The organism is Spiroplasma ixodetis (assembly GCF_040369795.1).
GTDB classification, from domain to species: Bacteria; Bacillota_I; Bacilli_A; order Mycoplasmatales; family VBWQ01; genus Spiroplasma_E; species Spiroplasma_E ixodetis_B.
In genome coordinates this window covers 322,407-335,455 of the sequence record NZ_AP028955.1, presented here as the reverse complement: position 1 = coordinate 335,455, position 13,049 = coordinate 322,407, and the positions used below count along the sequence as shown (strand labels likewise).

Genomic DNA, 13,049 nt, shown 5'->3' with positions numbered 1-13,049 from the left:
TTGTACTTTTAAATTCAAAAACTGTTTAAATTACATATTATTATTTTACATTATTTATAAGTAAACATTACTTTAGTTAGCTATATGTTTTATAGCAAATCAAAAATGTTCAATTGGAGGTAATGTTTAGTGATCTGTGTAACTTACAAAAATAACTATGTTTAATTAATTCTAGTAAATAAAATTAAATAACTAGAAAGAGTGAGTTACGTATGTCTAAAAAACAAAATATTAATAATAATGATGCAATATCAAAAGCAGTAGATTTATTATTAGAAAATACTGAAGATTTAACAACAGTTTTTAAAGAGGGAGGTTTATATAAAGAATTAAAAAAAAGATTAGTTGAAAAAATGTTGAATTCTGAAATGCAAAATTATTTAGGATATGAAAAAAATCAACATAATACTAGTGAAAATGCTCGTAATGGTATAAATTCAAAAAAATTAATAACCCAACAAGGTAAAATTGAGATTAATGTACCACGAGATATTAATAGTAATTTTGAGCCAGTAATAGTTGCAAAAAGACAAAGAAGATTTGATGGTTTTGATAGGCTTTTTAAAAATATGTGTATCTTTTTACAAAGTTACTAGTTTAGATTAATTCTATCTTCAAATTTTATCATAAAATGAGCAATTGCTGTATTTCAATTTTGAATGGGCGGTGTTCATTTTTTTGTTATATTTTAAATTGCTAAGTAAAATATTTTAAAAACTGCCATATCATTTGGAAAAACTTTTTTATTTCTAATAACTTTTCGTAATTGACTATTAACAGATTCAATAGCATTTGTTGTATAAATCACTCTTTTGATTTCTGTAGGATAACTAATAAAAACCATTAAATTACCTCAATTTTTATATCATGATTTAGCAATTTGAGGATATTGTTTATTTCATTTACTTTCAAAAGATTCTAAAGCTTGCATTGCTTGTTCTTCACTACATGCACTATAAATTGGTTTTAAATCTGTAACTAGTGATTTTCTATGTTTGTATGAAACATATTTTAAACTATTTCTAATTTGATGAACTATGCATAATTGATGTTCGGTTTTAGGATAAACTGATTGTATTGCTTCTGACATTCCTGTTATAGCTAACTAAAGTAATGTTTACTCATATCTTGAAAAACAACATCAATCGCTTTTTTAATATTTGGCCAATAATTTGGTAATATTTTTCTTATATTATGTTTTATAGCAAATCAAAAATGTTCAATTGGATTTAAATTAGGAGAATATGGCGGAAGAAATAATAGTTTGCATCCAGCATTTTCAATTAATTGTTGTGTTAATTTAGATTTATGAAACGTTGCATTATCTAAAACTATAATTTGTCCACGCTTTAATACTGGAATTAGTATATTTTTTACATATGATTCAAAAATTTTACTGTTGCAATGCCCTTCAAATGCTCATAGGGATTTTAATTTACCTTTATTTAGTGAACCAATTATACTCATTCTTTTTATTTTATATGCGGGTTTATTATCAAATAATCTTTTACCTTTTTCAGATCAACCATATTTATAAAATTCATTATCATCAATTCCAGATTCATCAATATATACTAAATCTTCATTCATTATTTTAGCTATTTCTTTTAAAAAATCTTCTTGTTTGTTTTTATCTCTTTGTTCATATAGAAAAGTTTTTTTATATGTATAATTTAGTTTTTTGAAATAGTTATAAACTGTTTCTTTAGTCATATCACCAAATTTTTCAATCACTTTTTGGACTGCAACATCTTTATTTTGCGCTAAATAATTTTTTAATTCATCTAAATCCTTTATTTTGTGGCTATGTCCTTTTTGATAATTCAAAATTGGTTTTATATGCCCAGTTTCTTTTTTTCTTTTTCTTCATAAGAATAAAGTCTTTCTAGTAATATTGAACACTTTACAAATTTCTTTAATTTTCATGTTTTTACTTTCATAGGCTTCTATTGCTTTTCTTCGTAAGTCTTCACTTTATGGTTTTGGCATAATTTAATATTCCTAATCTATTTTAAATATTGCTGAATTGTACTTTTAAATTCAAAAACTGTTTAAATTACATATTATTATTTTACATTATTTATGAGTAAACATTACTTTAGTTAGCTATAAATTGTCACTACAAGCAATAAGAATATCATTTAAGCCTCGATTTTTCATTTCTGTGAAATTAGATAATCAAAACTTAGAACCTTCATTTTCACTAATTCATAAACCTAAAACATCTTTTTTACCTTCTAAATCAACTCCTAGTGCTATATAAACTGATTTGTTAATAATGCGTTTATCTTGTCGTACTTTAACTACTATACAATCAAAATAAACAATCGGATAAAAACTTTCTAATGGCCGATTTTGTCATGCTTTAACATCATCAATAACATCATCAGTAATTTGACTAATAACACTTTCACTAATATCAGCGCCATGATATAACTCTTGTAACTGCATTCTAATATCTGATAAAGTCATGCCTTTGACATATAATGAAAGAACTTGTTGATCAAAACCATCAAATCTTCTTTGTCTTTTTGCAACTATTACTGGCTCAAAATTACTATTACGATCTCGTGGTACATTAATCTCAATTTTACCTTGTTGAGTTATTAATTTTTTTGAATTTATACCATTGCGAGCATTTTCACTATTATTATGTTGATTTTTTTTAATATCCTAAATAATTTTGCATTTCATAATTCAACATTTTTTCAACTAATCTTTTTGTTAATTCTTTATATAAACCTCCTTCTTTAAAAACTGTTGTTAAATCTTCAGTATTTTCTAATAATAAATCTACTGCTTTTGATATTGGATCATTATTATTAATATTTTGTTTTTTAGACATACGTAACTCACTCTTTCTAGTTATTTAATTTTATTTACTAGAATTAATTAAACATAGTTATTTTTGTAAGTTACACAGATTACTAAACATTACCCACAGAAATGAAAAATCGAGGCTTAAATGATATTCTTATTGCTTGTAGCGACAATTTAACAGGAATGTCAGAAGCAATACAATCAGTTTATCCTAAAACCGAACATCAATTATGCATAGTTCATCAAATTAGAAATAGCTTAAAATATGTTTCATACAAACATAGAAAATCACTAGTTACAGATTTAAAACCAATTTATAGTGCATGTAGTGAAGAACAAGCAATGCAAGCTTTAGAATCTTTTGAAAGTAAATGAAATAAACAATATCCTCAAATTGCTAAATCATGATATAAAAATTGAGATAATTTAATGGTTTTTATTAGTTATCCTGCAGAAATCAAAAGAGTGATTTATACAACAAATGCTATTGAATCTGTTAATAGTCAATTACGAAAAGTTATTAGAAATAAAAAAGTTTTTCCAAATGATATGGCAGTTTTTAAAATATTTTACTTAGCAATTGAAAATATAACAAAAAAATGAACACTTCCCATTCAAAATTGAAATACAGCAATTGCTCATTTTATGATAAAATTTGAAGATATAATTAATCTAAACTAGTAACTTTGTAAAAAGATACACAGATTTTTAAAAATCCTCATTAAATTATACTCATTCTTTTTATTTTATATGCGGGTTTATTATCAAATAATCTTTTACCTTTTTCAGATCAACCATATTTATAAAATTCATTATCATCAATTCCAGATTCATCAATATATAATACTAAATCTTCATTCATTATTTTAGCTATTTCTTTTAAAAAATCTTCTTGTTTATTTTTATCTCTTTATTCATATAGAAAAGTTTTTTTATATGTATAATTTATTTTTTTGAAATAGTTATAAACTGTTTCTTTAGTCATATCACCAAATTTTTCAATTACTTTTTGAACTGTAACATCTTTATTTTGCGCTAAATAATTTTTTTAATCCATCTAAATCCTTTATTTTGTGGCTATGTCCTTTTTTATAATTCAAAATTGGTTTTATATGCCCAGTTTCTTTTTTTCTTTTTCTTCATAAGAAAAAAGTCTTTCTAGTAATATTGAACACTTTACAAATTTCTTTAATTTTCATGTTTTTACTTTCATAGGCTTCTATTACTTTTCTTCGTAAGTCTTCACTGTATGGTTTTGGCATAATTTAATCTTCCTAATATATTTTAAATATTGCTGAATTGTACTTTTAAATTCAAAAACTGTTTAAATTACATATTATTATTTTGCATTATTTATGAGTAAACATTACTTGAGTTAGATATATGTAAAAAATATACTAATTCCAGTATTAAAGCGTGGACAAATTATAGTTTTAGATAATGCAACGTTTCATAAATCTAAATTAACACAACAATTAATTGAAAATACTGGACGCAAACTATTATTTCTTCCACCATATTCTCCTAATTTAAATCAAATTGAACATTTTTGATTTGATATAAAACATAATATAAGAAAAATATTACCAAATTATTGACCAAATATTAAAAAAGCGATTGATTTTGTTTTTCAAGATATGAGTAAACCTTTCTTTTAAAAAAAAATAAAAAACATTTATAATAAATAAATGTTTTTTAATAATTTTTACGATTAAAATAAAAAATGAAATTCATTATTAGCGATTTTTTTGATAATTATATACTAATTTAAGTACTGTTTTTAAAGGTAATATTCTAATAATAGTTCTTGTAATTTTATTAGAAATTCCTGTAATAATAAAACTTTTTCTTTTTGTTTTTAAGGCTGTTTGTAAAGACTTTTTAGCATAAGTTTCAGTATCTAAAACTGGTAATAATGAACTATAATTTTCTTTATTTCCTTTGCCATTACTACTACGATTTCAAAATTCAGTTTTTAATGGACCTGGACAAATTGTAATTACTCTTACTTTACTTTTTGCTCTTTTTAATTCATAATTAACTGCAACGCCTAAACTTCAAACATATGATTTAGAAGCATAATAACTAGCAAAAACAGGACCTGGACTAAAAGCTGCCATACTTCCAATATTAATAACACGACCATAATTATTTTTACTAAAACGTTGAACAAATAACTTTGTTAAAATATGTAAACAAGAAATATTTAAATTAATCATATTTAATTCTTGTTCTAACATGCTATCTGCAAATGTTCCTCAAACACCATAACCAGCATTATTAATAACTACTGTTACATTTAATTCTTTTGATAACTCAAATAATTTATAAATATTTTTTAAATCAGATAAATCTAAATCATAATTTTTAACTTGTAAGTGTGGATACTTATCTGCTAATTCTAATATTTTTTTACTATCACGTGATACCCCTAATACGTGATAACCTTGTGCTAATAATGCTTGACAGTAATAATATCCCAATCCTTTAGACGCTCCCGTAACTACTGCTCACTGATTCAAAACAATTACTTTATTTATCATTTATATTAATACTCCTTTTATTTTTAGATATTAAACATTTTTTTACTATTTGAACTAATATAATTATAAGCGCTAAAAATACTTAATATTGTAGCAACGTACATTGGTATCATTACTAATTGATTAATTAAGCCATATTGATCATTATTACTATGACCATTAACACTACCATTTAAAAATCGTCAATTAATAAAAAATAAAATTGTAATTCCTAACATTTGTACTGCTGCCTTTATTCTACCATATTTATCAGCAGCCATTACTGTGCCTTTAGTAGCCAAAATTTGACGAACTACATCAATAATAAAATCACGTAATACCAAAATAACTACTATTCAAACTGGAATTATAGTAGCACATGCCATTACAATTAAAACACCATTAGTTAAAAGTTTATCTGCAATTGAATCAAAAAATTTACCAAAAGTTGTTACCTGATTAAATTTTCTTGCTCATCATCCATCAATAAAATCACTAATGGCAGCAATAATAAATAAAATTGCTGCTATTAACCAACTAATTGGTAAACTATAACTATTAATATTAATACTTGTTATTCAAAGATGATAAAAATTATCATTATCTATTGGACCGATAATCATTAAACTAACAATAATTGGAACTAATATTAATCTTATTAAAGAAATAATATTGGGAACACTCATATTTAAAATCCTTTCATATAAGTTTATTTATAATATTTAACATTATTATGTAATTACCTTTTTTAGTATAATTTATAAAAAGTAAAACTTATATTTTTGATCTATTCATGAAATAAGTATATCGTTATTTTCTATATCTGTCAATAATATACATTTATATATTAAAATAAATATTATTTTATATACAATTTATTAACTAGTGTTTGTTTTTTCTTTTTCTGATTTTTCTCTTTCGGCAGCGGCTTGTGGATTTTTTCTTTTCTCAATATAATAGAATAAGCCAATATAACTTAAATAATAATCTTTATTAAAATCAATTAAACGTGAAGCATTTGTAACAGTTGCTTGTCCTGCCGGTTTACTTCCTCATTCATAAAACGGAATTAAACATGTTTTTGCTGGATTATGTTTTGCTAAAAAAATAACAGCAGTATCAAAATCTAATTTCATTAACTCACTACCTGTAATTAATTTTTTACCTTGTAATGATGAATTAATATTATCAGCTTTTTTATCTTTATTACCAGAATGGCTATAATTAATAATTGTTTTTTCACCAAACATATCTGAATATTTATTAGCGGTTTGTAAATCCATAGTTTGCAAAAAAGTATGCAAAATACAGTTATTAAAAATAGTTTCCGCTGTTTCTTTACCATATTTTTGTGTTAATTGTTGTAAATCTTGCATAATCATCATGAAAAAAATATTACGACTTCGTGCAACAGTAATCATTTGTGCCATACTAGCAATCGTTGGTATATTACCAAACTCATCAAATAAAAAGTATAAAGGGCGTGGTAATTTAATATCAGGCAAAGTACTTGCATAACGAATTGTATTTTTATATAACTGTGCAATAAACATTGATACAAAAGCATTACGTTCATTACTTTCATCAGGAACAACTAAGAAAACAGCACTTGGTTTTTTTACAATTTCATCTAAATTTATATCATTACTACAACTAATATTTCGTGTCACTGGATCAGTAAATAAACGTAATCCATTAGCAACCATTTGACTAATTGATCCCGCAGTTTCTTCAGCACCTTCTAATGCACCTAAACCAATTTGACGAGCTAAACTATGAGTTGGCATTTTTTTTAGAATTTCAACATATCGTTGACGATTAGTAGCAACAATAGCAGCATTTGACATACTAAAGTATTTTAAAGGAACATCAGGTTGATCTTCAAGTTGTTCTAGCATAAATAACATAATTGATTTAACAACTTGCATCGCTGATTGATTTCAAAATTTTTGTTTTGGATCTGATTCAGGAAATAAGGCTTCAACAATATCATTAATTCATGATAATGCCATTGATTCATAAGTAATTGATTCATTTAAAGGATTATTTTCTTTTTTTAAACGCATTGATTCTACATAAAAATCATATACTTTAACAAAAGGATTTCATGAATTAGATACTGATGTATCACGTAAATTAATAACATAAACATCGTAACCATTATCTTTTAATATTTTAGAATGATTTTGAAATAATTCTCCTTTTGGGTCAGTAATAACCATTGATGGTTTAATTTTTGATTGGGCATTTAAATATATAGTTGGAATAACTAATTTTTGAGTTTTACCACTTCCTGTTCCCCCAATTACAATATTATGAGCATTAGACTTAATATTAAATTGGACACCACCAATTTTAGTCTTTGTTGTTTGAACAACAATACCGTAATCATTTTCAACAGTTTTTGATAAAGGAAAGGTATTAGCAATTTCAGTGGGTGTTAATCAAGCAGCAGATCCATACACTTTATTTTTTGAATCACGTAAAAAGCGACTTTTATTATGAGTTTCACGATAAATTTTATATTTATGAATCATAAAGTAAGATAATAAAACTGAAAATTCAATAAGAAATAAAATTAAAAATATTAATCAATAATTAATAGCATCCTGTATTAAAAATTTAAGTGTAAATGGTTGTTGATTATCTCCACTATGAGAAAACATGTTACGAACAAAGACTAAAGCATAAACTAATAAAGTATTTATTAATACTAAAAAGGGTATAACAATTATAATTACTGCTGGTAGTACTCATTTTTTTTGACGAATAAATTTCATTTTTATGTTCCTTTATTTTTTATATATTTTATAATAATTTATATTTTACCCATATTGGGAAATAAGACCAGCAATACCTGATATTATTGATAATAAAATACCAATACTTACATTTCGTCTTCAACGATAACTTTTTTTCTTTTTAAATTCATTTTTTGTTTTTTTAAATTTCATGATTATTTCTCCAAGATTTTAATATTTTACTTTTTTATTCATCAGAATCTCCTCTTCTTGCATTCTTTCTAATATTATTTAAATTTACAACAGGTTCTTTAAAAGCGGCATTAGCCATATTTTTTAATCCAACAAAAGGAATTTTTAAATTATTTTTTGTATCTTGTCATTTAGTACCATTATCATTAGAATTTTGAAATTTACCAATTCCTTTAGCAACTCCTTTAGTACCTTTACCTAAATAACGCGTGATACCATTTTTTAATAGTCCATTTGCTTTCTTTTCGCTACCATCAGGATTTCTTCCGTCTTTAGCACCACCAAATGCAATTTTTTTTCCAAGTTTTAATGCACCAGCACCACCGGCTGCAAGGCTAGCAAAAGTGCGAGCTTTACCCATAATATTTCCGGCAATAGCTGCTCCATTAGAATCAATAGCACTTTGTACACCTAAGTTTTGTGTTACTAAGTGATTAATAATTTTTTGAGTTCTTAAACAACTAATAGCACCGGCTGTACAAAATAATGTATATAGAACTTGTTTTTCAAGTCAACTAAAATTAGTATTATTAGTAATATCTACTATTGCTTTTGGTAATATTTCAAGGAATATATAAATAGGTAACATCGTTCCTGGACCAATAATAAACTTACCTATTACCATTTCTTTTCAAACACACAATCTTTTTCCTTGATCAACAGGCATTATAGCGGCAACAATTGGTGATATTGAAAATAAAAGTAATAAATCAATAATTCTTTCAACCAATGTCATTGATGCAACAAATAATACATATAAAGTAAATCACACCGCAATAATTTCAAGAATAAAGTTTCAATGTTTTAAATACGAAATATCAGGCATTGAAAAAACACCATTAGGATGCAAAGAACTATCATAATCAGAAGCACCAATACCTCATAATAAATCAGCTAAACTAGCATTTTTTCCTAAAGCTGTAATTTGTAAAACTGCCAATAATCCTGTCATTAGATAATTTATAGCACTCATAAAAAATGGAATGAAAACAATTACTAAAAAAGCTAAAAATGTATTTTTTATAGCTTTACCTAGTTTTTCTCTAATTGTATGTGTTTCAGTAAATTGGATAATAATTAATTGCATAATAAACATAATAAGTATTACACCAATTGAAACAACAGCTAATACTGAAAAAAATATTGGTAAGTTTTTACTATTAAGTGGATCTTCATTAAATTTTCCAAAAAATAAATTAGTTATTGCGTCAGTTGTTAAATATTCAAATATACCATGTGGTCTTAATAAAACATCAATTAAATATAATGGTCCTTGAATAAAAATAAGTCAAGGTATAAATAATAAAGCTACTAGTATAATATCTGTTAGTCAATCCATATTTTCATCTCTTTTCTCTTCGTAACTTAATATCAAGTTAATATATAACTTTCTTTAGTTAGTAGGAAGAATATTTGGATTACCGCCAAAGGCCTGCACAAGAGCAATTATTATTGCTGATGCAGTAATACCAATAATTGGTGCAATTAATGTATACATAAACGCTTTTTTAATCTCACTTCTACGTTGTGGATCATCACCAGCAGCCGCTAAATCTTTTGCCAATATAATTATTTTAAAAAAACTAAATGCAATTAAAGCAGCAATTAGCAATCCTGCAACTGCCGAAACATAAGGTTTTGCTACATCAATGATTTTATTTATATCAGGTCCATCTGATAGATAATTAAAAATCATAAGTTTTTCCTCCTTAAATAATAAAAAAATAAAATTATTTACTAATCAAAATTGTTTATAAAGCATGAATTTATCTAATAATATAATAAGTTCTATTTTACTCATTAAAGAGATAAATTAGGACTTACAGTCAAATTCATATGTTATAAATAATGTTGATACAAATTAATTATAGTTGGTTTTAAAATAAAGTAAATAAAAATTTTCAATTTTATCAACTTATTTTTTATTATTTTATAAAATTTATTATTTAAATAAAATCATATTAATAAAACTTATAAGTTTTATTAATATGAAAGTATCTTTATTTAGTTTAAAAATAAATTAACAATTATTGATGAAATCGATAATGTATAAAAAATATACTAATTTTCAATTTCTTTATTTTTTATATTTTTAATTGCTTGTGTTTCAGCATCACTAACATTAATATTTAAACACATACGATATAAACTAGAAATAGCAAAAAGACATTCACCAACTTTAGCACGAGCAATAAAATCAGTTTCATTAGCAGAAATGCCACCATATGAAGAATACAATTCATTTAATGCTGCTAAATCATGAGGTTGTAAGTTTAATACTTTTAAATATTGACTTGAGTTAATAATAGCAGTAGTATATTTTTTAATTTCTTCAGAACCAAGAAAATCGTTAATATTTTGTGTAATAATATTTATCATACCTGTATACTTACGAATTCTCTTAACAATTTGATACATAAATAATAATGCTGCTGGAAATTCTTTATCAATAAGTAAATGGGCTTCATCAATAGTAATTGAAATTCATTGTTGTTTATTATTAATTTCATTATCATTTTTATTCTTTCGTACTTCATTTTCAATATATTTCAAAATTAAAAACATTTGAGCGTTAACTAAACGTTTATTCCCTGATTGTGTTAAAGTATATAAATCATAAACTTGTAATATACTACTGCTATTAATATTAGTATGAGCATTTCATAAATTAGCATCAGTACCAGCAGTTGCAAATCTTGATAATATAATTAGTAAATTTTTTAATTCATTTTTACTTCTAATCTCTTCTTCTTTAACCATATCAGATTCAATAATATCATATAAATCTTGAAAAATTGGAAATTGATTTGGTTTTAATAAGTGAATTTTTGTTCGAGAAGTAATACCAAATTTTTCATACATTAAATTTACATAAATCATTAATAAACTTGATTCATTTCTCGTTAATCCACCAGTAGCAATGTTTAAAAATTGTTCTAAGAATTGCATATGTGGTGCTAAAATATCACGAGTATTATTATCATTAGTATTATCATCACTCAGTGCCAATGTAATTTGAAATGGATTAATATTGCCAGAATAACCATCACCAACATCAATTCAACTTCCATCATGATAATTACATAAATCGCGATATTCACGTTCAGGATCAATAACAATTACTTTATGACCAATCATAATTTGATAATTTACTTCTTTTTTAGAAGTATAAGATTTTCCTGAACCACTAGTACCAATAATTAGTTGATTATGATTTTTACGAGTACTACTTTTAGTTCTTTGATCAAAAAATACTTTATTACCACTTTCATTAAATCCAAGAAATAATCCTTGTTTATCATTTAATTCTTGATTTAAAAAAGGAAAACTAGCACCTATTGTTAAACATGGCATTTCGTGACCTGTTTCTTTAAATCAATCGGCACTATCTGGCATTACTGATAAAAAAGCTTCTAATTGACGATAATATAATTTATCAAACTTCATATTATTGTTTTTTATTTCGTATTCGGCAGTACTAATATTTTGTTTAAGTTGCTTACAATCAGCACCATTAATTAACAAATACATATTAGTATTAAATATTTTTTCACCACCACCAGCAATTTGATCTAATAATTCATTTAATGATTGATAATGATAATGATAATCTCTTCGTTCTGATAATGATTTTGTCATAAAATTTAAAGTTGCTAAATTTTGCATAGCTTTATTCAATTGTTTTTTAGCACTTTCTTCACTGATACTATTAAAAGTAAAGATTAAACTAGTATTAGGAATATTTACTAAATTTGCTAATCAGACTGCTGAAACTTCAAATGGATAATCATATATGTTATAAACAGTTTGAAAACAATTAGCAAATTCTAAATTATTCTTATGAACTAATAATTCTTTAATCGCCAAATCATTAGTTAAATCTTTACTTTTAACAATTTCTTCTTTTTTTGTAGTAAACATTTCTTCTAAGGAAGCATTTTCATTAGAATTTATTAATTTACTATAAACAACCATCATTTCAAAACAATTAATATCAATAGTTTTAACTCCACTACGACTGATATAATTTTTAAAAGCATTTACTTCTTCTTTTAATTTTTCTTGATTTGATGAATAAAAAAATAAGTAAAAAAATGGTTGCGTCATTTCATTTTGATTTTGAATTTCATTATTAGCATTAATTGCTGATATCATTTGAAATTTTCTTGCTAATTTTGCTTTTTCACTAATATTTTCTAAATCAATTTTTTCGAGTTGTTCTTTATAAAAATTAGTTTGTGCAGTTATATCTAAAGGCATATCAATCTTTATTAAAGACATAGAAATATTAATAATTTTAAAAGCTGCAGCTAAATCTTTAATTTTATTTGAGGCTTCTTCATTAGATAATAATGTAATATTAAAACCCTCCAATAATAAAGCTCTAGTATAATTTGTATTTTTCACATTTAATTGCATCACATTCTTACTAATAATTTTTTTAAATGGTACTAATATTTGTGAATTTTTTTCAAAATTATAATAACGATTTTTACTATGAAATTTAAATCATAATAAAATAATTTCTCATCCTTTTTTTCTTGGCTGTCAATAAAAAGTAAGTGGAATAGTAGCACAACCAACTAAAATAACAGCTAATATTTTAAAAATAATATCAATTTGCAACAATAAAATAATAATCGAAGCAAATCCAACTACCATTAAAATAATTAATAAATCAATTAAACCAACACTTCTCCAAATTTGTAATTTT

Annotated in this window: 16 protein-coding genes; 3 read left to right on the top strand and 13 right to left on the bottom strand. The window is 24.4% G+C overall.

Annotated features, from left to right (window positions below):
* The first annotated feature begins 212 nt into the window (after positions 1-212).
* Positions 213-596, top strand: a complete 384-nt coding sequence (locus ABWV63_RS02310; RefSeq protein ID WP_353306650.1) for a transposase — start codon at positions 213-215, stop codon at positions 594-596.
* Positions 597-688: 92 nt separating this feature from the next.
* On the opposite strand, the gene ABWV63_RS02305 is transcribed toward ABWV63_RS02310, so the two are convergent.
* The 4 genes from ABWV63_RS02305 to ABWV63_RS02290 form a co-directional block, all read right to left on the bottom strand.
* Positions 689-1,090, bottom strand: a complete 402-nt coding sequence (locus ABWV63_RS02305) for a transposase (protein WP_353306649.1) — start codon at positions 1,088-1,090, stop codon at positions 689-691.
* An 11-nt stretch (positions 1,091-1,101) separates the two neighbouring features.
* Positions 1,102-1,926 (bottom strand): IS630 family transposase, encoded by an 825-nt coding sequence (locus ABWV63_RS02300; protein ID WP_353306648.1) that lies wholly within the window; start codon positions 1,924-1,926, stop codon positions 1,102-1,104.
* Between the two features lie 180 nt (positions 1,927-2,106).
* On the bottom strand, positions 2,107-2,607 hold the full coding sequence (locus ABWV63_RS02295) for a transposase (RefSeq protein ID WP_353307156.1): 501 nt from the start codon (positions 2,605-2,607) through the stop codon (positions 2,107-2,109).
* Between the two features lie 58 nt (positions 2,608-2,665).
* Positions 2,666-2,845 carry a hypothetical protein gene (locus tag ABWV63_RS02290; RefSeq protein ID WP_353306024.1) on the bottom strand — a complete coding sequence of 60 codons (180 nt, stop codon included), beginning with the start codon at positions 2,843-2,845 and terminating at the stop codon, positions 2,666-2,668.
* Between the two features lie 101 nt (positions 2,846-2,946).
* Here ABWV63_RS02290 and ABWV63_RS02285 point away from each other — a divergent pair, with 101 nt between their 5' ends.
* Entirely contained in the window at positions 2,947-3,501 is a 555-nt protein-coding gene (locus ABWV63_RS02285; RefSeq protein ID WP_353306647.1) for a transposase, read from the top strand.
* A 40-nt stretch (positions 3,502-3,541) separates the two neighbouring features.
* Here the strand turns inward: ABWV63_RS02285 and ABWV63_RS02280 are convergent, their stop codons facing one another.
* Both ABWV63_RS02280 and ABWV63_RS02275 read right to left on the bottom strand, forming a co-directional pair.
* Positions 3,542-3,682 carry a hypothetical protein gene (locus tag ABWV63_RS02280; protein ID WP_353306646.1) on the bottom strand — a complete coding sequence of 47 codons (141 nt, stop codon included), beginning with the start codon at positions 3,680-3,682 and terminating at the stop codon, positions 3,542-3,544.
* 163 nt (positions 3,683-3,845) lie between these two features.
* Complete coding sequence (locus ABWV63_RS02275; protein ID WP_353306645.1) at positions 3,846-4,082, bottom strand: IS630 transposase-related protein; 237 nt, start codon at positions 4,080-4,082, stop codon at positions 3,846-3,848.
* Positions 4,083-4,199: 117 nt separating this feature from the next.
* Here ABWV63_RS02275 and ABWV63_RS02270 point away from each other — a divergent pair, with 117 nt between their 5' ends.
* Positions 4,200-4,478 carry a transposase gene (locus ABWV63_RS02270; RefSeq protein ID WP_353307155.1) on the top strand — a complete coding sequence of 93 codons (279 nt, stop codon included), beginning with the start codon at positions 4,200-4,202 and terminating at the stop codon, positions 4,476-4,478.
* 78 nt (positions 4,479-4,556) lie between these two features.
* Here ABWV63_RS02270 and ABWV63_RS02265 read toward each other — a convergent pair whose 3' ends face one another.
* The 7 genes from ABWV63_RS02265 to ABWV63_RS02235 all read right to left on the bottom strand — a co-directional run bounded on the left by ABWV63_RS02265 (position 4,557) and on the right by ABWV63_RS02235 (position 12,997).
* Positions 4,557-5,363 (bottom strand): SDR family NAD(P)-dependent oxidoreductase, encoded by an 807-nt coding sequence (locus ABWV63_RS02265; protein ID WP_353306644.1) that lies wholly within the window; start codon positions 5,361-5,363, stop codon positions 4,557-4,559.
* Positions 5,364-5,386: 23 nt separating this feature from the next.
* Positions 5,387-6,028: a CDP-diacylglycerol--glycerol-3-phosphate 3-phosphatidyltransferase gene (gene pgsA, locus ABWV63_RS02260; protein ID WP_353306643.1), complete on the bottom strand. Its 642-nt coding sequence runs from the start codon at positions 6,026-6,028 to the stop codon at positions 5,387-5,389.
* Positions 6,029-6,220: 192 nt separating this feature from the next.
* Positions 6,221-8,008, bottom strand: a complete 1,788-nt coding sequence (locus tag ABWV63_RS02255) for a VirD4-like conjugal transfer protein, CD1115 family (RefSeq protein ID WP_353306641.1) — start codon at positions 8,006-8,008, stop codon at positions 6,221-6,223.
* A gap of 159 nt (positions 8,009-8,167) precedes the next feature.
* Positions 8,168-8,296 (bottom strand): hypothetical protein, encoded by a 129-nt coding sequence (locus tag ABWV63_RS02250; RefSeq protein ID WP_353306640.1) that lies wholly within the window; start codon positions 8,294-8,296, stop codon positions 8,168-8,170.
* 34 nt (positions 8,297-8,330) lie between these two features.
* Positions 8,331-9,674: an Mbov_0396 family ICE element transmembrane protein gene (locus tag ABWV63_RS02245; RefSeq protein WP_353306639.1), complete on the bottom strand. Its 1,344-nt coding sequence runs from the start codon at positions 9,672-9,674 to the stop codon at positions 8,331-8,333.
* Between the two features lie 54 nt (positions 9,675-9,728).
* Positions 9,729-10,136 (bottom strand): hypothetical protein, encoded by a 408-nt coding sequence (locus tag ABWV63_RS02240; RefSeq protein ID WP_353306638.1) that lies wholly within the window; start codon positions 10,134-10,136, stop codon positions 9,729-9,731.
* Positions 10,137-10,396: 260 nt separating this feature from the next.
* On the bottom strand, positions 10,397-12,997 hold the full coding sequence (locus ABWV63_RS02235) for an Mbov_0397 family ICE element conjugal transfer ATPase (RefSeq protein ID WP_353307154.1): 2,601 nt from the start codon (positions 12,995-12,997) through the stop codon (positions 10,397-10,399).
* Positions 12,998-13,049: the final 52 nt, after the last annotated feature.